The organism is Bradyrhizobium xenonodulans (genome assembly GCF_027594865.1).
GTDB classification, from domain to species: Bacteria; Pseudomonadota; Alphaproteobacteria; order Rhizobiales; family Xanthobacteraceae; genus Bradyrhizobium; species Bradyrhizobium xenonodulans.
Genome location: NZ_CP089391.1, coordinates 6,876,817 through 6,895,928, shown reverse-complemented (window position 1 = coordinate 6,895,928; position 19,112 = coordinate 6,876,817). Strand labels below are relative to the sequence as shown.

At 56.7% G+C, this 19,112-nt stretch carries 16 protein-coding genes and 1 pseudogene; 12 read left to right on the top strand and 5 right to left on the bottom strand.

All coding sequences use genetic code 11. The annotated features are described in order from the left end of the window. Window positions 1-479 precede the first annotated feature (479 nt). The gene (locus tag I3J27_RS32825; protein WP_270163041.1) at window positions 480-2,201 is read right to left on the bottom strand and encodes an outer membrane beta-barrel protein; all 1,722 of its coding nucleotides are present in this window, start codon (window positions 2,199-2,201) and stop codon (window positions 480-482) included. A gap of 502 nt (window positions 2,202-2,703) precedes the next feature. Further along, window positions 2,704-4,386, bottom strand: coding sequence for an outer membrane beta-barrel protein (locus I3J27_RS32820; RefSeq protein WP_270163040.1), 1,683 nt, complete (start codon window positions 4,384-4,386; stop codon window positions 2,704-2,706). Window positions 4,387-4,434: 48 nt separating this feature from the next. Here I3J27_RS32820 and I3J27_RS32815 point away from each other — a divergent pair, with 48 nt between their 5' ends. Then, complete coding sequence (locus I3J27_RS32815; protein WP_270163039.1) at window positions 4,435-4,575, top strand: hypothetical protein; 141 nt, start codon at window positions 4,435-4,437, stop codon at window positions 4,573-4,575. Window positions 4,576-4,766: 191 nt separating this feature from the next. Here I3J27_RS32815 and I3J27_RS32810 read toward each other — a convergent pair whose 3' ends face one another. Together I3J27_RS32810 and I3J27_RS32805 are read right to left on the bottom strand one after the other, a co-directional pair. Continuing rightward, complete coding sequence (locus tag I3J27_RS32810; RefSeq protein ID WP_270163038.1) at window positions 4,767-5,720, bottom strand: class I SAM-dependent methyltransferase; 954 nt, start codon at window positions 5,718-5,720, stop codon at window positions 4,767-4,769. Between the two features lie 8 nt (window positions 5,721-5,728). Beyond that, window positions 5,729-7,081 carry a coproporphyrinogen-III oxidase family protein gene (locus tag I3J27_RS32805; RefSeq protein WP_270163037.1) on the bottom strand — a complete coding sequence of 451 codons (1,353 nt, stop codon included), beginning with the start codon at window positions 7,079-7,081 and terminating at the stop codon, window positions 5,729-5,731. A gap of 1,167 nt (window positions 7,082-8,248) precedes the next feature. Between I3J27_RS32805 and I3J27_RS32800 the strand changes: the two genes are divergently transcribed. From I3J27_RS32800 to I3J27_RS32775, 6 genes are all read left to right on the top strand, one after another. Next, entirely contained in the window at window positions 8,249-8,866 is a 618-nt protein-coding gene (locus tag I3J27_RS32800) for a hypothetical protein (RefSeq protein ID WP_270163036.1), read from the top strand. Window positions 8,867-8,892: 26 nt separating this feature from the next. Then, entirely contained in the window at window positions 8,893-9,294 is a 402-nt protein-coding gene (locus I3J27_RS32795; RefSeq protein ID WP_270163035.1) for an SxtJ family membrane protein, read from the top strand. Window positions 9,295-9,301: 7 nt separating this feature from the next. Further along, window positions 9,302-9,454, top strand: a complete 153-nt coding sequence (locus I3J27_RS32790) for a DUF5989 family protein (protein WP_270163034.1) — start codon at window positions 9,302-9,304, stop codon at window positions 9,452-9,454. A gap of 3 nt (window positions 9,455-9,457) precedes the next feature. Further along, on the top strand, window positions 9,458-11,293 hold the full coding sequence (locus I3J27_RS32785) for a carbamoyltransferase family protein (RefSeq protein WP_270163033.1): 1,836 nt from the start codon (window positions 9,458-9,460) through the stop codon (window positions 11,291-11,293). A 95-nt stretch (window positions 11,294-11,388) separates the two neighbouring features. Further along, window positions 11,389-12,396: an SGNH/GDSL hydrolase family protein gene (locus I3J27_RS32780; protein ID WP_270163032.1), complete on the top strand. Its 1,008-nt coding sequence runs from the start codon at window positions 11,389-11,391 to the stop codon at window positions 12,394-12,396. A gap of 26 nt (window positions 12,397-12,422) precedes the next feature. After that, a complete protein-coding gene (locus I3J27_RS32775; RefSeq protein ID WP_270163031.1) occupies window positions 12,423-13,607 on the top strand; it encodes a hypothetical protein in 1,185 nt (394 codons plus the stop codon). Window positions 13,608-13,869: 262 nt separating this feature from the next. Here the strand turns inward: I3J27_RS32775 and I3J27_RS32770 are convergent, their stop codons facing one another. After that, window positions 13,870-14,394 (bottom strand): nickel-dependent hydrogenase large subunit, encoded by a 525-nt coding sequence (locus tag I3J27_RS32770; protein WP_270163030.1) that lies wholly within the window; start codon window positions 14,392-14,394, stop codon window positions 13,870-13,872. Between I3J27_RS32770 and I3J27_RS32765 the strand changes: the two genes are divergently transcribed. The 5 genes and pseudogenes from I3J27_RS32765 to I3J27_RS32745 form a co-directional block, all read left to right on the top strand. Beyond that, the gene (locus tag I3J27_RS32765; RefSeq protein ID WP_270163029.1) at window positions 14,393-15,484 is read left to right on the top strand and encodes a hydrogenase small subunit; all 1,092 of its coding nucleotides are present in this window, start codon (window positions 14,393-14,395) and stop codon (window positions 15,482-15,484) included. The genes I3J27_RS32770 and I3J27_RS32765 overlap by 2 nt on opposite strands. Before the next feature lie 18 nt (window positions 15,485-15,502). Beyond that, window positions 15,503-17,293 carry a nickel-dependent hydrogenase large subunit gene (locus tag I3J27_RS32760; RefSeq protein ID WP_270163028.1) on the top strand — a complete coding sequence of 597 codons (1,791 nt, stop codon included), beginning with the start codon at window positions 15,503-15,505 and terminating at the stop codon, window positions 17,291-17,293. 20 nt (window positions 17,294-17,313) lie between these two features. Further along, window positions 17,314-18,054 (top strand): Ni/Fe-hydrogenase, b-type cytochrome subunit, encoded by a 741-nt coding sequence (gene cybH, locus I3J27_RS32755; RefSeq protein ID WP_370691993.1) that lies wholly within the window; start codon window positions 17,314-17,316, stop codon window positions 18,052-18,054. A gap of 16 nt (window positions 18,055-18,070) precedes the next feature. Beyond that, a complete protein-coding gene (locus tag I3J27_RS32750) occupies window positions 18,071-18,652 on the top strand; it encodes a HyaD/HybD family hydrogenase maturation endopeptidase (RefSeq protein ID WP_270163026.1) in 582 nt (193 codons plus the stop codon). Between the two features lie 26 nt (window positions 18,653-18,678). Then, window positions 18,679-18,966 (top strand): annotated as a pseudogene (locus I3J27_RS32745) (HypC/HybG/HupF family hydrogenase formation chaperone); the annotation flags it as partial. Between the last annotated feature and the right edge of the window lie 146 nt (window positions 18,967-19,112).

Below are 19,112 nucleotides of genomic sequence, written 5' to 3'. Positions count from 1 at the left end.
CAAGGCGTTCACGGACTTCACAATCGAAAACCTGATCGAGCTGATCAGGTTCTACAATGAAAGTCGTGGACCGCTCGTCCGGTGACTCTGCGGCCTGCGCCGAATGGATACGCGCCAGGCGTTGAAGGTAACGCTTAAGCGGACCGATACTCCAGGCAACACCGCGAGATGAGCCCTCAATCGCTACGAATTGGCTGGCTGTGGCAGACGGATCGAACCTGAAAATGGCAGGACTGCGTCTGACGTTCCACCTTGCAGAGAGTTAGTGACGTCCGAACTGCGGCGGGCGCTCTGACATCAAACGATGGTTTGGACGGCTCCTGGCCTTTACCTTCAGTAAATCGATTGCAAGCTTTCGGGCTTGAACAGCCCGAAAGTGCGCAGCTTGATTCTCGGTTTCGCCCGACTCCAGCCCCACGACCGCGATTTCGTCATCTATAGTCGCGGCTTCGGAAGCTTAGAGCAGCGAGCGAGCAGTTTCAATCAAACTTGTAGGAGGCCTGCAGAAATGTGCCCCATCTTTCCATGCGATAGTTCGCAGGATTAGGTGCTGCGGTGACAGGAGAACTGTCCTCCGTCTCGGAACGGGTGTCGAGTTCCTTACTATGTCTTGAAGTCCACATAGCCCAATACCGGGCGCCGACGCCGACGCTGAAATTGTTGGTGAGGAAATAAGACAGGACTCCTTCGACCTGCACACCACCGCCACCGCCCCCGCGCTGATTCTCGAAAGTCGTCAATGGGCGCCTCAGATGGTTGTCGCGCCCCTGGAAATCTGTCCAGGGCAGGTAGGCAACATCGGCGCTGACGCGCCAACGGTCGAGCAACACGGTCTCAGCGCTGAGGCCGATTCGCAGCGCATTCCAATCAGTGTCCTGGCTGCCCACGACCACCTTACCGCCGACGGCTTGATGGCACGGCGGCGAGGAGGCGATCTGCGCGCATCCTGTCGTGTCAGATTTCTGGCCGTAATAGGTCCAGCCCATAAACCCGCCAACCTTGAAGGCGGTCCCGCGCAAGAAATCGTAGCCCGCATCGGCCGTGTAGTACGTGAACCTTCCGTTCGTCTGGCCCGATGTCGTGTTGGAATAGGCGAAGGTGTCAGCACCCCAATCTTCATCGTTCGTATTGCCGTTGTTGAAGCGCCCCATCCCAATATTGCCCTTCAGAAAGATCCCCCACGGGCTGTCCACGCGTTCGAACAACTCACCGGAGATCCCATCCAGATTGTGATACGTGATCCTTGATTCGAGATCGCTCCCTGTGACTTCGCCCCCGTGATTCCATTGAAACCTTCCGCGACTCAGCCAGAATCGTGTGCCGCTTTCCAGCGACCATCCCTGAGTAAAGGCAGTCGGCAGCGCGCTGACGGGCGGCGTCGCCGCCTGTAGCGGCGTATCGAACCATCCCGGCGTCCGCGGGTCGGCACCGAAATGGTAGTTCAGAGCAATTTTGCCGATGTGATAGCTGCTGGACAGGTGGGTGATGTTGGCAGGGACCGTTGCCAACGGAAGCTGTACAGTCGGAGGGGTTGCCACACCGGGTCCGCCGAACCACAAATAGTCGTACTCAAGTCCAACGGACCATGCAGGCGTGAGCGCTTGCTCAACGCCGGCACCGATTGTGCCGCCGAACCGACCGTACTCGAAATGAGTGGCATTCTGTGACGCCAAGCCATCGGGGTGGTCTTCGCTACGAAATTCGTCGTTGTTGACGACATCGCCCTGATTGTGTTGCCAGGCCACACCTCCCTTGAGATAAGCCAGCGTATGGCCCTGCGAACCAAACGCATAACCCAGGCGACCGGTCCCGGTGACAAAGACGTTCGGACTCGCATTGCAGGTTGCGCTCACAACAGATCCGGAGACGGCAAAACAGGTATTCGTGCCGTCGGACGCGGCGCCACTGGCATCCACTTCAACGCCAATGACCCAATTGGCCTTCTGCCAATTGTAGCCGATCTGGCCTCCCTGCAGGAACACTGGGGTATCGACGACATCCCCATAGATTGACGGACCATACGGATCACTGAATGATGTCCGGCCGTAGCCGCCGCCAACGTGCGCGCCAAAATATCCTCCGGTCCAGCTCCACAGGACCGGTGGGACTTTTACTGCCGGCTTAAGATCTGCCGAATTGACCGCACCGCTTGCAACGAGCGCAATTGTTGCTGCACCCCAAGAAAGAACTCCAGATCGCATCTCACCTCACGAAACACAACGCGCGCGCCATCTTGCAACCAAGCCCGAATGGCCGATGTTGTTGGCGCCGCCTCCACGCCGTCTAAGGTCTGCAGGATCTAGGCCAGTGCACACGACGCGTACTGCCTGCGGTTTTTCGTTGGCGATGTCGTTTTCTCCTCTCAAGGATGGCGGATTTGAAGCGCGATGCGTCTGATGACGGACACAAAACGCGTGCCGCATGCTCGGCGATTCCGAATTGAATACGTCACCGCTCTCTTGCGAATTGGTTCGTCTCAAGGTCGGCGGGCGCTCTGACAACAAAGATCGATTGGAATAACGCAGCACCGCCCCAACGGCGGCCTGGCCGTCACCTTCAGTAAATCAATGCAAGCTTGCGGGCTTGAAAGGCCCGAAAGCTTGCAGCTTTATTCTTGGTCTCCACCTGAATCGAATCCTGGGATCCGCGATTTCGTCATGTATAGTCGCGGCTTCCGTAGCTTAGAGCGGCGAGCGAGCAGTTTCAGTCAAACCTGTAGGAGGCCTGCAGGAACGTACCCCATCGCTCCATGCGATAGTTCGCAGGAAAGGCCCCCTCGGCAACTGGAGAGCTCCCCTCCTTTTGGGCTTTATTGGGGAGTATCTCGCTATGTTTTGGAGTCCACATGGCCCAATAACGGGCGCCGACGCCGAGGCTGAAGTTATCGGTGATGAGATAAGACAGGATCCCTTCGACCTGCACACCACTGCCACCGCTCCCGCGTTGATCGCTGAAGAACGTCAAATCCCGCAACAGATGGTTGTCACGGCCCTGGAAGTCTGTCCAGGGCAGGTAAGCAACATCGGCGCTCACGCGCCAACGGTCGAGCAACATGGTTTCAGCACTCAGACCGACGCGCAGCGCATTCCAATCAGTGTCCTGACTGCCGATGACCATCTTTCCGCCGACTGCTTGATAGCATGGCGGCGAGGACGCGATCTGCGCGCATCCTGTCGTGTCAGATTTCTGTCCGTAGTAGGTCCAGCCCATAAACCCACCGACCTTGAAGGTGGTGCCGCGCAAAAAATCGTAGCCCGCGTCGGCCGTGTAGTACATGAACCTTCCGTTCGTCTGGCCCGATGTCGTGTTGGAATAGGCGAAGGCAGCGCCCCAATCTTCATCGTTCATGGTTCCGTTGTTGATGCGGCCGAAGCCGATATTGCCCTTCAGGAATATCCCCCACGGGCTGTCCACGCGTTCGAACAACTCACCGGAGATCCCATCCAGTTTGTGATAGGTGAGCCTTGATACGAGCTCGCTCCCGGCGCCCCATTGAAACCTTCCTCGGCTCAGCCATAACCGTGTGCCGCTTTCCAACGACCAACCCCGAGTGAAGGCAATCGGCGACGCGCTGACAGTCGGCCTTGCCCCGTATGGCGGCGTATCAAACCAGCCCGGCGTCCTTGGATCGGCATCGAAATGATAATTCAGAGCAATTTTGCCGATATGATAGCTGCTGGACGGGTGGGTGATGTTGGCTGGGACCGTTGCCAACGGAAGCCGTGCGGTCGGAGGGGTTGCCACACTTGGTCCACCAAACCACAGATAATCGTACTCAAGTCCAACGGACCATGCAGGCGTGATCGCCTGCTCGACGCCGGCGCCGATTGTGCCACCGACCCGACCATACTCGAAATGAGTTGCATTCTGTGGCGCCCAGCCAAATTCGTTGTTGTTGACGACATCCCCCTGGTTGTGTTGCCAGGCCACACCTCCTTTGAGATAAGCCAGCGTATATCCCTGCGAGCCAAACGCGTAACCGAGCCGACCGGTGCCGGTGACAAAGAGGTTTGGGCTCGCATTGCAGTTTGCGCTTACAATTGATCCAGAGGCGGCAAGACAGGTATTTGCACCGTCTGACGCGGCGCCACTGGCATCCACCTCAACGCCAAAGACCCAGCGGTCCTTCTGCCAATTGTAGCCCATCTGGCCTCCCAGCAGGAACACTGGGGTATCAACGACGTCTCCGTAGAGTGACGGACCATACGGATCACTGAATGATGTCCGGCCGTAGCCCCCACCAACGAGCGCGCCGAAATATCCTCCGGTCCAGCTCCACCGCACCGGTGGGACTTTTACTGCCGGCTTAAGATCTGCCGAATTGACCGCTCCGCTTGCAACGAGCGCTGCTGTTGCGGCACCCCAAGAAAGAACTCCAGATCGCATCTCACCTCACGAAACACAACGCGCGCGCCAGCTTGGAACGAGGCCCGAATGGACGATGTTGTTGGCGCCGCTTCCACGCTGCTTGTAGTGTGCAGGATCGAGGCCAGCAGACGCGATGCGCACCGCCTGCGGTTTTCGCTGGCGATGTCGTCTTCTCCTGTCAAGGATGGCGAATTTGAAACGCGATGAGTCTGATGACGGACACAAAGCGCGCGCCGCATGCTCGGCGATTCAGGATTGAATACGTCGCCGCTCTCTTGCGAAATAGTTCATCTCTTGCTCCAGCGGCCTCGCAAGCTTGCAATTATTGTTCTTTGAGCTGGAAGGGCAATGCGAACCCTCAGCGGCCAAGGCGACTAGTGAGAACTTACGTTCGAGGATCACGCATCTCGAATGATTAAGCGCTTCGGGGGCGTAAAGTATCGATACTTGCCGGCGAGCGTGCCGTTAACGAACTGCAAGCCGTGATTGCCATAAATCATATCCTCACGCACGTATCCGTCGGATATGGCTTCTTGATTATTGCCTCCAACTGTCTTCTGAGTGATTGTCATCATCTGCCCGCCTGATGGCCAACCAAACATTTCAATTGCAGCAGCGCGTTGTGTGCCAAGTTTCAAGTTATCAAACTGTTTGGCCGGGATTACTCCGGCTGCCTTAATGGGCTCAGCTCTCATTCGCGAGAGATTTTCAGATCCAATTGGCTTACGAGCCACAACTTTCTCGATGCAGTGAGAATGAATTGGAATGCCGGGGTGCGAGTCCCATTTAATGTAGTGATCGGACCGTAAGATCTCCCAGCCGCCTTGCGCATAGATCGCCGCAAGCTCTCCACGCGAGAACGATTTCTTGTGACCGCATGCCAAACTCTCCTCAGGGATAGGATGATCTGCTTGATCAAGCGTGTTGGTGAAGCAGTGGAACCCTCCAGGCCGTGTCCGATCCATCAATTCCGTCACGAGGGGCCTCCAGATGGTCCGTTCCGTAAAATGCAACACGCAGTGCGCTATAAAGACGTCGAGGTAAGCAGGCGACTGGAATGTTTCAACAGGAGCGACAGCGCTCGTTATATTCACGCCCAGAGCTCCTGCGAGCCGATTCAGTTTGGAGATAGCGGCTTCAGATATATCGCTTGCGACGACCTGATGACCAAGCTGGGCCAAATAGAGAACGTTGCGTCCCTCGCCGCAACCGAGCTCGACGATCACACTCTTGGCGCGCAGAGCCGGGGTTATCTCGAAGATTTCGGGACTCGGACCACCCATACACGACACGTCGTGGTCAGCGTAGCCCGAATCCCACCAAAAGGGTGAGTCCTTCGCCATCTTTTGCATGCCGGACCTTACGCTGCCTGATATTGCTGCTCGAGGGCCGCCATCCTGGCGGAGTAAAACATCCGAGCTATGATGCTAGAGTACTTAAACCCCGTTCGAGTCAGTTGATAAGCGTCACCCTCTGCCAAATTCACGAGTTGCAAAGATTCAAGCGCCTCGAGTTCTTCGCTAAAATCAGCCGCGAGCGCTCGTCCGAATTCTGCAGCGTAATTACTTCTGCTCAAAGCTGACAACGTGAGGCCAAGCAGAACGTAACGACACCGAAGATCTTCCTGCGTCAGCCTGATTCCGTGCGAGGCTATCGCGTCGGGATCGAAGGGGCGAGCCGAGAAGGCGTTGATGATGGGCGAAGCCGCACTCGAGGCTACGGCGTAGTCCGTACTACAATGATATTGGCCAAAATAGCTTCTGGCGCCGGCCCCCAGTCCTAGCAGGGGCGTTCCCTTAAAATCCGACACCTCCTGCCGGTAGGCATGATCGCCAGCAATCCTGGTGAAGCGTGTGAAGGATTCCTGGCGGTAACCTTTGGACGCCATCAGTGCAACGTTCTGATCGTAGACCTCATACTTTTCCGCCTCAGAGAGGAACAGTTCAGGATTGTGCGCCTTCGACATAGTGATGCTCGTCATCGGACGAACAACAACGGGATACAGAGAGAGTGTCTGCGGCTCATAGTCGAGCACCCGGCCAAGCGAAGAGATCAAAGAGTCACGGGTTTGGCCACGCAAGCCGTAGATCAGATCAAGATTGACGTGAGAGAAACGCGCGATAAGGGCGTTGATTGCCGCTTTTGCAGTCTGGAGCGAATATGGCCTGCCAGAGTGCGCAAGCTCGCCGGGCTCCATGCTTTGGATACCCATGCTCATTCGGTCGACGCCAAGTGCCTTCAGGCAATCCAGGAGGTTGTTGTCGAAAGAGTCTGGCGTGCTCTCGACCGTCGTCTCACATCGCCGGCTTCGTTTTGGAAAGGCTGCATCGAGGGCGGCGAAAAGCGCGCCGAATTGATGCTGCGTCAGAAGAGTTGGAGTGCCGCCGCCGAAATAGATACTCGCAACCTCCCGATCTCCGAAGTATTCTCCATATCGAGCGATGTGCTCCACCAGTCGAGCAACGTAAGACTCCCCGGTCTCTCCTCCATGGCGCGTTGTAAGAAAGAGCGTGCAATAGGTGCAGCGATAGCGACAGAACGGAATATGGATATAGATGTTGATTTGCTTTGAGCGATCGGCCTGCTCAACGACATCGGTTATGCGGAGTGGCTGGGAAAAAGCCCGATATGCTCGCTTCGAAGGATAGCCGTAGACATAGGTTGGCAGCTCGTTGTTCGCTATGTTTGTCCGAAGAAAGTCCAGACGATCCATGACTTAACCCGTTGATTGCCAAAGCAGATGAACGCCTGAACGCCGTCTTCTCGAACGCCCTGGAAGCTGCTAATCCGCATTCATGATGGCGTTTGCGCCACTTATGTTCTTCAGATCCAACCGTGCGGCTTAGGTGCAAGACCAAACGTGCGCATATATGGCGACAGCGGCTGCTACACCAATCCGTCAACTGCGCCCACAAACGGTCAAAGGCCACCTTCGAAGTTGGGATCGCCTTTTTCAGGAGTTAGTTCGGTCACACCATAGGGTGGCATATCGGTCTTCATTGTTATCTCCTTCTCAAATGCGAAGATCAGTAAGTGAGGCCGGTTGGCTGCTCCTGCCGCCGCGCAATGAGCGAAACTCAAGAGTCGTGCCAATTCCGCAAGACAGGCCCCCAAAAAAGTCGTTCTGTATTGTGTTCGGCAGATTAACTGCGAGCGCAGCGGCACGTCCGCCGAACATCACTGTCGTGGACGCGATGCGATCGGATCCACTTGACCTCAGGATTAAGCACCCAGGCACTTCGGTCACCCGACGTAGCGGATCATGTTCGATTACCCGAGAATTTCCGTCGTCCTCAGGCTACCGCCTTGAGATATTGAGTGCGGTAGGTCCAGGGCGGTAGCTGGTCGACGCGATTTGGCCGTCCGTTGATGATACCTATCACTACATCGATGAACCAGGCGACAGGATTGGCGCCGAGCGCCTCAGGTTAAGCGGTCGTCTTTGTTAATCGCTCTTAAGGACAGCAGTCGATTCCGCGTCCCGCCCCCTAGGGGCGGCGCGATGCCGACGCTCCTGCGGCCGCTTTTGCTGGATGAGAAGCTGAGGCGTCCGTCTTGTCCATTCACGTTCGAGCTTTATCGGGCGACCTCGATCCGAACGAATCGAGTCTGCAATCGCGGAGCCGGTGCTGTCCTGGTGAGCGCGCGCTGGTGACTGTCATCACTACCAGCAAACGCAGGCTCTTGTTGATGTCCGACATTGTCGGGTTTGTAACAGCGGTCTGCGGCTAGGTCGGGATTACAACAATGTTCGGAGAGGCCGCTCGCGCGCACTATCTGCTTTCAAACGCACGGATCTGTTTCCCTGACGCAGTTGGCACGATCATTGCCAAACCTTGGCCGAGCGCCGTCAACGCCAGCAGGGAACTCCGAGGGGAGCATGCGTACCGTCACCACTCGCAAGGTCGCAGACATCACGGGCTCCGCTAAGCAACCTATCCGCAATAAGCTGCTTATCGAGCAAGCGCTGAAGGTCGACCCGGAGAAGACAGCGAAGAGGCGCGCTTGGCATGTCCGCTTCACTCGCATGCGCGTGAACGAGCCAGGCGGCGGCCCTAGGTTCATCCGCTGCAGGGACGCTAGGCAGTGCGACCTCTCAAAAGAGTTCGCAGCGGTATTTAGAACACTGCATTGTGTGGATGCATTAACGAGGGCTTCGGTGAAGAACGCTCTGCTGACGATTGGTTTCGGATTTCATCGTTCTCTGTCCGCGACATTCAAGCGATTGGTCAGGGCATGCTTCGGGACAGATCCATTGAATTGGCGCTCTGTCGCGCCTCTCCTCAACATTATCCATATCCTCAGGGTGGCGGCGCTGTGGCAACCGGTCGATGATCTCGCGCGGTATCTACCTGTCCACGTCACAGCGATTCTGCAGCCATCCAACACAGGCTGGCTCTACGCGGAGACGAACGGAACCGTCGCGGGAGCAGTCGCCCTTGGAATGATGTCGCCCGGACGTCTGGCTCAGATAGCCACAGCGCGGCCATTCTTGTGAGTCGGCTACGTAGCAGGAGGCATAGCATGAGAGTGCCGGCCAAACTGCCGTCCAGCCGACGCTTCGGCCTGACATTTTGCGCCGTATTTCTTGCGTTGGGCGCATGCGCGGCCATCAAGGGGAAAATCGCTGCCGCTTACGTGTCACTCTTTGCTGTTGGTGTCGCATTCGGCGGCGTAGCATTGACCGTCCCGCGAATTCTTGCGCCGCTCAACCTACTCTGGTTCTACTTCGGCGAGCTGCTTGGACGGATAGTCAGCCCGCTGGTTCTGGGCATCATCTATTTCGGGCTTCTAGTACCGATCGCCTTCGTCGCTCGCTTGCTCGGGCGCGATGAGCTTCATTTGAAGCGACGACCGGTCGCAAGTTACTGGATCAATCGTAACCCGCCAGGTCCGACAGCTCAGTCCTTCACACACCAGTTCTGAGGCGCATATGTTTCTCTTCATCAAGGAGCTCTGGGCTTTCATGCGTGTTCGCAAAAAGATGTGGCTCGGCCCCCCAATTCTTCTCATGGTTGTCATAGCCGCTTTGCTAGTTCTGGCGCAAGGCTCTGTCATGGCGCCGTTCGTTTACACGCTGTTTTGACCGGTGAATATCCTGGGTATCTCAGCCTACTACCATGACTCTGCCGCTTGTCTCGTCTCAGATGGCGAACTGGTAGCTGCCGCGCAGGAAGAGCGCTTTACGCGGAAAAAACAAGATCCAGGCTTTCCTGCCTGTGCGGCTCGTTACTGTCTCCGCGCTGCAGGGCTATGTCCAGCCGACGTCGACTACGTCGTCTTCTACGACAAACCCTTTAGCAAATTCGAGCGGATATTTGAAACCTATCTAGCTTTCGCGCCAAAGGGATTTAAGAGTTTCACAACGTCGATGCCGGTTTGGCTAAAGGACAAGCTGTTTCAAAGAACGTTGATTGCTGAGGCCCTGAAAGAGCACCTCGGGAATGATGTTGATTGGTCGAGGCGACTCCGCTTTTCAGAGCACCATCTCAGTCACGCAGCGTCGGCGTTCTTCCCGTCGCCATTTCACGAAGCCGCAGTGTTGACGATGGATGGTGTCGGAGAGTGGGCGACAACCTCGCTTGCGATCGGCAAGGGAAAGGACCTATCAGTCTACAAGGAGATTCACTTTCCGCATTCGCTTGGCTTGTTGTACTCAGCGTTCACTTACTACATCGGTTTCAAGGTGAACTCCGGTGAGTACAAGGTAATGGGACTGGCGCCCTACGGCGAGCCAAAGTATGTGCATCTGATAAAGGAGCATCTGATCAACCTCAAGGAGGATGGGTCATTCCACCTCGACATGAGCTTCTTTGACTACTGTACCGGACTAACAATGACCAATGGCCGCTTCGAGACACTATTCGGTGGTCCGGCCAGACGCCCGGAAAGTGGGTTGACGCAGAGGGAGATGGACCTAGCGGCCTCCATTCAGGCCGTTACCGAGGAGGTCGTCCTAAGGCTTGCAAAAGGAATCCGGACCACAACCGGCCAGAGAAACCTCTGCCTCGCAGGAGGAGTGGCGCTCAATTGTGTTGCGAACGGAAAGCTCATGCGGGAAAGGCTCTTCGACAACATCTGGATTCAGCCGGCTTCTGGCGACGCCGGCGGCGCAGTGGGCGCAGCACTCGCTGCCTACCATCTCATGCTTGAAAAGCCCAGGAGCATCCATGCGGGCGACAGCATGCACGGCGCGTACCTCGGACCGGAGTTCAGTCAGCGCGAAATTGAAGAGCGTCTAGGAAAGGTCGGCGCGGTATTCACGGCCGAATTGGATGAAGCACTGATTGACAATGTCGCACATGCTCTCGTCGACGGTAAGGCGGTTGGGTGGATGCAGGGTCGGATGGAGTTCGGCCCGCGTGCGCTCGGCGGACGTTCCATCATTGCTGATCCCCGCTCGCCGACCGTCCAGAAGCAGCTAAATCTCAAGGTGAAGTATCGCGAGTCCTTCCGCCCATTTGCGCCGAGTGTTTTGCGAGAGGAGGTGTCGCAATGGTTTCATCTTCATTCCGACAGCCCCTATATGCTCCTTGTGGCCGACGTGCTGAACACGAAGCAGTTGCCGATGTCGGAAAAGCAAAAGCAGCTCTTCGGCATCGATAAATTGAACGTCGCGCGCTCGGAAATTCCGGCTGTCACACACGTGGACTACTCCGCGCGCGTGCAGACAGTGCACAGCACGACCAATCCGCGGTTTCACAGGCTGATATCGAAGTTTAAGGAACTAACCGGATGTCCTGTTGTCGTGAACACCTCATTCAACGTGCGAGGAGAACCGATCGTTTGCAGTCCAGAGGACGCGTTCCGCTGTTTCATGGGAACAGAAATCGAAGTGCTGGCCGTCGGCAATTCGCTCTTACGGAAGGAAGACCAGAGCAGGTCGTTGATGAAGGACTATCGTAGTTGCTATGAACTTGATTAGAAAGCGAGGCCTTCAGGCTGTGCGCCAGGCAGCGGTCGTGATTTCTATTTCCTGTACGAACGATTTCGGCGCGCATTTCGAGGAAGACCATCCACATGGATGTCAAAATAAAAAACGCAATCTTCGGAATACTTTCAATAGCGACTAGCCTGATTATGGCTGCCGCCCTACTGGAATTCTATGTGCGTTTAACGCAGGCAGACGGCACCAATTTCGACATCGAAATGTGGCGTTACGCCAAAGACCTGAAAGTGGTTAGCGAGATACCCGGTGCAGGGCACGAACACACCCCTGGAAAGGGTGGGGTTTACATGGGGGTCCCCATAACGATCAACTCAGCAGGTTGGCGCGATCGCGAACATTCCATGGCGAAAGAGAATGGCACTGTTCGGATCATAATGCTTGGCGACTCCTTGACGTTTGGATGGGGCGCAAGACCTGAAGACGTCACATCATACCGATTGGAAAGGCTGCTGAACGCGAAGGAAAGAAAATTCGAGGTCATAAATACTGGGATTGGAAATGCGAACACAGCTATGGAAGCAACGTACTTCATGAAGAAGGCGTACGTATACAAGCCTGACATCGTCGTACTGAACTATTTTATCAATGACGCAGAGCCCACACCGCGAAGAACGGAGAATTTCTTTCTAGAGCACTTCTATTCAGCAGTATTCATCGCGGGTCGTTTCGATGTCCTTATGCGAACATACTTCGGCAGGGCTGATTGGCAGCACTATTACCGCGGTCTCTACCAAGAGAATGAACCCGGCTGGTTGGGTGCACAGGGTGCGTTGAAAGAACTTGCGAGCTATTGCAAGGCTCGAAACATCAAACTGATTGTAGTTAACTACCCGGACCTGCACGAGCTGTCCCCCTACCCATTTCAAGATATAACGAGTCTCGTAGCCTCCAAGGTGAAAGCTCTCGATATACCATTTCTGGACCTTCTTCCGGCTGTGGAAAATCAAGCCCCACAATCCCTCTGGGTCACGAAGACAGACTCCCACCCGAACGGTAAAGCGGCCGGACTCTACGCGGACTCAATTGCGAGAGTCCTAGTGACCCAAATTCCGGAAGACTTTCGAGGGTCTGTAAATTGAAAGAATTCTCTTCCACGGAAAACCCTATGGGAGCAGATGATGCACTGCTGAGAACATCCGTTGCGAGGATGAGGGTCATTCGCTTGACGGCCCTATTGAACGAAATATGGGTCATCCTTGGTGTTGCTCTTCTTTTGCTGACGATTCTGGAAGTATCGCTGACCTCTTACTATGAGAGAGCTGACAAGAGAGAACGTCAAAGTGCCGCCAAGGCTGCAGCCAATTCTGGGGTTTATGCCAACGCCGACCTCGCGGAAGAGTACTTCAAAGAACTCACCGATGCTAAACATCGGACGTGGGCTCCATATACGCAAACACGCGAAGCTGACTACAAGGGGAAGTTTATTAATGTAAACGACGGCACCAGAAGAACTTGGGATTCCGAGGCAATCAACGATGATAGGAGTACCGGGCTAAAAATATTCTTTTTTGGCGGGTCGACTTTGTGGGGGCTTGGATCTAGGGACGACTTCACCATTCCCTCACTTGTCGCCAAAATGTTAGCCGAAAATGGAATCGGCGCCAAAGTCACAAATTATGCAGTCATTGGAGATGTAACTACTCAAAGCTTGATTCGCTTCGTTATCGAATTGAGAAAGCGGAATGTTCCTGATTTGGTGGTTTTTTACAGCGGATCGGTTGAGGCGTTCTCCGCCTGTTATGAAGGAGAACCGGGCGTTCCGCTTGGCAACTCAAACCTCGAAAAAAGACCTCCTAAAAAGGAAGAAAAAGCGCGCATAAGTATAAGGTTAGAAAACTTCGCGCTAATAAGACTGCTCACCGGCAAAACACAGCTCGCGGGGTGCTCGAAGAAACTAGACGTACTCTCGGACGGCGCTCTGGATGTCTATCTAGGGAATGTTCGCTTTATAGAGGCGATTTCAAGGAGCTTATCCTTTAAAACGTTATTCTACCTTGAGCCCCAGCTGTCCGATAAAACACACAGGACAAAATATGAAGAGGATCAGCTGTTAAAATCAGAGAAACGGCTTCCAGGAAAAAACGATCTTTACTCTCTGATGAGAAGCAAGTTGGTCAAGAGAGAAGATCAGAGTTTGGAGAAAAACGTGATTCATGACTTACGTACTATCTTTTCCGATGTTGCCAGCCCAATTTACATGGACGGCGGGCATTATGGCGAGGATGGAAATGAGCGGATATCTCGGAAGATCGCAGCCGACATATTGGCACTATATGCTCCCGTGAAGTGAACAACTGAGCTGGTCGCGGTTGTCTGAATAGAGTTTTCAGCGCACCGCTCCGCGCTGATGGCCAAGAACAGCCGGGGCTACCACGGCATCCACCACCGACGTCAGCTGCGAGAAGCAGGCGGTAATTTCCAAAGAAGAAGTACAGGTTGTGCCGGCGACGCCCCGCTTCGAGGCGGTCGTAGGTGACGGCGGAGCACGCACGGACGACATCACCGATCGCAGCAATGCGCTCGTCCCCCCTAGACGCTGAAGACCGTGCCGCCTACAGCGGCCCGTCAGCATCGAAGGAAATGCGCGGCGAGAAATTCCAGGTGGTCGGCGCATTGATCTGATAGCGCTCGATCCTGCCATCGCCGACCGCCATCCAATGCCTGGCTGCCGTGCGCGGCCTCGAGCCGACATAGGCATCATCAGGCGTTTCGCGCGAATTGTGGCAGAACGGCTGTTCGATGCGACATTGAGCCGGAGAATGAGCAGGGAGATGATGACTTCCAGCCGGTTGTTTGGCATCTCTTTGTTTGCGGCATATTGCGGGAGAAGTGAGTTCGCGAACGACCTCTGCAAGATATTTCCGAATCGCTCGGTATGCTTCCCGTAAACCTCGTTGCCAGCTGCAAATCGAATTGTTCCGTTTCTCACTGTCGCGATCTCTTCGCGCACTGTGAATTGGGCGATTCAAATCCGAAACATCTCGGAGTTTCCCCAGTATCCGCGCGCCGCTGCGGCTGGCCTGCTTCTTGCTGTCCTTGTTGCAGCGATAAATCAAAGCCGAAGACGGGAGGGTCATGGGCGCCGCAATGGAAACATTTTACAGCGTGATCAGGCGGCAGGGCATCACGCGTCGGAGTTTTTACAAATTCTGCAGCCTGACGGCGACAAGCCTCGGGCTTGAGCCGTTGGCGGCGGGTCGCATCGCCAACGCGCTCGAAACCAAACCGCGTGTGCCGGTGATCTGGATGCATGGTCTTGAATGCACCTGCTGCTCGGAGAGCTTCATCCGCTCCGCGCATCCGTTGGCGAAGGATGCCGTGCTGTCGATGATTTCGCTCGATTATGACGATACCATCATGGCGGCCGCAGGCCATCAGGCGGAAGCGATCCTCGAAGAGACCCGCGCCAAACACAAGGGCCAGTACATTCTTGCCGTGGAAGGCAATCCGCCGCTGAACGAGGGCGGCATGTTCTGCATCGACGGCGGCAAGCCCTTCGTCGAGAAACTTAAGCTGATGGCCGACGACGCTATGGCGATCGTTGCCTGGGGCGCATGCGCGTCCTGGGGGTGCGTGCAGGCGGCCAAACCCAATCCGACGCAGGCCACGCCCATCGATCAGGTCATCACCAACAAGCCGATCATCAAGGTGCCGGGATGCCCCCCGATCGCCGAAGTGATGACCGGCGTGGTCACCTTCATCACGACCTTCGGCAGGCTGCCCGAGCTCGACCGCCAGGGCCGGCCGAAAATGTTCTACTCACAACGCATTCACGACAAGTGCTATCGGCGATCGCATTTCGATGCCGGGCAGTTCGTCGAGGAGTGGGACGACGAGGCGGCGCGCAGGGGCTATTGCCTCTACAAGATGGGCTGCAAGGGCCCGACCACCTACAACGCCTGCTCGACCGTGCGCTGGAACGGCGGCGTGTCCTTCCCGATTCAGTCGGGCCACGGCTGCATCGGTTGCTCGGAGGACGGCTTCTGGGACGAAGGCTCGTTCTACGATCGCCTGACCAACATCAAACAATTTGGCATCGAGAAGAACGCCGACCAGATCGGCATGGCTGCGGCCGGCGCCGTCGGTGCCGCTGTGGCGGTGCACGCGGCCGTCACCGCCGTAAAGCGGCTCGCCTCGAAGCGCGAAGACGCAAATCAAGATCATTAGTCGTCAGGGAATGTAACGATGGGCATCCGGACACCGAACGGATTCAAACTCGACAATTCCGGCAAGCGCATTGTCATCGATCCGGTCACTCGCATCGAAGGTCACATGCGCATTGAGGTCAACGTCGACGCAAATAACATCATCCGGAACGCCGTATCCACAGGCACGATGTGGCGCGGCATCGAAGTCATCCTGAAGGATCGCGATCCGCGCGATGCCTGGGCGTTCACCGAACGGATCTGCGGTGTGTGCACCGGCACGCACGCCCTGACGTCGGTGCGCGCGGTCGAGAATGCGCTCGGAATCACCATTCCGGAGAATGCCAACTCGATCCGCAACCTGATGCAGCTCGCGCTGCAGGTGCACGATCATGTCGTTCACTTCTATCACCTGCATGCGCTGGATTGGGTCGACGTGGTCTCGGCGCTCTCGGCCGACCCGCGGGCGACTTCCACGCTCGCGCAGTCGATCTCGAACTGGCCGTTGTCATCGCCTGGCTACTTCAAGGACCTCCAGACCCGCCTCAAGAAGTTCGTCGAGTCGGGGCAGTTGGGTCCTTTCAAGAACGGCTACTGGGGCAGCAAGGCCTACAAATTGCCGCCCGAAGCCAATCTGATGGCACTGGCGCATTATCTGGAAGCGCTCGATTTCCAGAAGGAGATCGTAAAGATCCACGCCATATTCGGCGGCAAGAATCCTCATCCGAACTGGCTCGTCGGCGGGGTTCCCTGTCCGATCAATGTCGACGGTACCGGGGCGGTCGGAGCCATCAACATGGAGCGGCTGAACCTGATCTCGTCGATCATCGATCGTCTAACGGAATTCAACGAGCAGGTTTACTTGCCTGACGTGGCGGCGATCGGGTCGTTCTACAAGGATTGGCTCTATGGCGGTGGTCTTTCGGGCAAGAGCGTGCTCACCTATGGCGACGTGCCGGAACACGCCAACGACTACTCCTCCAGGAACCTGAAGCTGCCGCGAGGGTCCATCATCAACGGCAATCTCTCGGAGGTGTTTCCAGTCGACCATGGCAACCCCGACGAGATCCAGGAATTCGTCGTTCACTCCTGGTACAAATATCCCGACGAGACCAAGGGCCTGCATCCTTGGGATGGCGTCACCGAGCCGAACTACGTGCTCGGGCCCAATGCGAAGGGCACCAAGACGGCGATCGAGCAGCTCGATGAGGGCGGCAAATATTCCTGGATCAAGGCGCCGCGTTGGCGAGGCCACGCCATGGAGGTCGGTCCGCTCGCGCGCTGGGTCGTCGGTTACGCGCAGAACAAGGCCGAGTTCAAGGATCCGGTCGACAAATTCCTGAAGGACCTCGACCTGCCGCTGTCGGCGCTGTTCTCGACGCTCGGCCGCACCGCGGTGCGCGCGCTGGAATCGGTCTGGGCCGGCCGCCAGATGCGCTATTTCCAGGATAAGCTCGTCGCCAATATCAAGGCGGGTGATAGCTCGACCGCCAACGTCGACAAGTGGAAGCCGGAGAGCTGGCCAAAGGAGGCCAAGGGCTTTGGCTTTACCGAGGCGCCGCGCGGCGCGCTCGCGCACTGGATCAAGATCAAGGAAACCAAGATCGACAATTACCAGTGCGTGGTGCCGACCACCTGGAATGGCTCGCCGCGCGATCCGAAGGGAAATATCGGCGCATTCGAGGCCTCCTTGATGGATACTCCGATGGTGAATCCCGGGCAGCCGCTGGAGATCCTTCGCACCATTCATTCCTTCGATCCGTGCCTGGCGTGCTCGACGCACGTCATGAGTCCGGATGGCCAGGAACTGGCGACCGTCAAGGTCAGATAAACCAGGGGTGAAGCACCATGATGAATGCGGCTGAATGTCGCGCGAAATCCGAGCCGGATATCGCCGCGGTCGCAGCGGACGCGGTCGGTGGACATGCGATCGGACGTCCCACGGTCTATGTCTACGAAGCACCGGTGCGAATCTGCCACTGGGTCAATGCATTCTCTATCGTCGCGCTGATGATGACCGGCTACCTGATCGGAATGCCGTTGCCATCGGTGGAGGGCGAGGCGTCGGCGAACTTCGACATGGACTATATCCGCTTCGCCCACTTCGCGGCTGGTCAGGTGCTGGCCGTGTTCTTCCTCACCCGCGTCTTCTGGGCTTTCGTCGGCAACCATCATTCCCGGCAGATCTTCTATCTGCCGGTTCATCGCAAGCAGTTCTGGGGAGAAATGCTGGATGAAATCCGCTGGTACGCGTTCCTGGAACACAAGCCGAAAATGTATGTCGGCCACAATCCCTTGGCGCGGACCGGGATGTTCACGGGCTTCACGCTGTTCGTGGCCTACATGATCATCACCGGCTTTGCGCTCTATTCGGAAGGCACCGGAATCGATAGCTGGCAGCACAAGCTGTTCGGCTGGGTGTTCGCGATCTGGCCGAACAGTCAGGATGTGCACACTTGGCATCATCTCGGCATGTGGGCGCTCGTGACGTTCGTCATAGTGCACGTCTATGCCGCGGTCCGCGAAGACATCATGTCGCGTCAGGGCATCATCTCCTCGATGGTCTCCGGCGAACGGCAATTCCGCGACTGAGCCGGAAACGAGGCCTATGCCGATATCTTCAACAGACCGCATTCTGGTGCTCGGCATCGGCAATATCCTGTGGGCCGATGAGGGGTTCGGCGTACGGGCGGTGGAGGAATTCCACCGCCGCTACGTCGTATCGGACAATGTCACCATTCTCGACGGCGGGACGCAGGGCCTCTACCTCGTCAGCTATCTGGAAGAGGCCGATCGTCTGATCGTGTTCGACGCGATCGACTATGGGCTCGTGCCGGGAGAGTTGAAGCTGGTGCGCGACGAGGAAGTTCCACGTTTCACGGGCGCGAAGAAGATGAGCTTGCATCAGACCGGATTTCAGGAAGTCATCAGCGCGGCGGATCTGCTCGGGCGCTGCCCGAAGTATCTCGCGTTGATCGGCTGCCAACCGCACGATCTCGAAGACTGGGGCGGCCCTCTGACCAAGCCGGTGAGTGATCAGATCGGGCCGGCGATCGAGCTGGTCTGCGCAATCCTGGCTGAGTGGGGGGCGACGGCGAGTCCGCGCAGCAAGCCGCTGCCGGAGTCCGAACGGCTGCTCGCCAACGATATCGACCATCAGCACTACGAGATGAGGATGCGGCCGGTCTGACCGGCGTGCGCGACCGGAGACGCGGGATGTGCCTTGGCCTGCCGATGACGATTGTTGAGACTGACGGCGTTTCGGCGCTATGCGAGTTTCGCGGCGAGCGGCGGCGTGTCTCGATACTTTTGCTCCCCGACCTGCCGGTCGGCAGCAAGGTGCTCGTCCATATCGACACCGCGATCCGTCTGCTCGATGAGGCAGAGGCGCGACTGATCGCTGAGGCGATCGAGGGGCTGACCGCGGTGCTCGGTGGCGAGGATTGCGACCGTTTCTTCGCCGACCTCATCGAGCGAGAACCGCAACTGCCCGAGCATCTCCGGTTCGACCCAGCGGCCGACCTTCCAAATCCGATCCTCGATGTCACCCGCATCGCGGGCGGCTCGGGTTGGTCCGCCGCGGATGAAAGACAAGTTTCATTCGAAACCATCCCTCTTCGCGGACGCGAAAATGCATGATCCATCTCAAT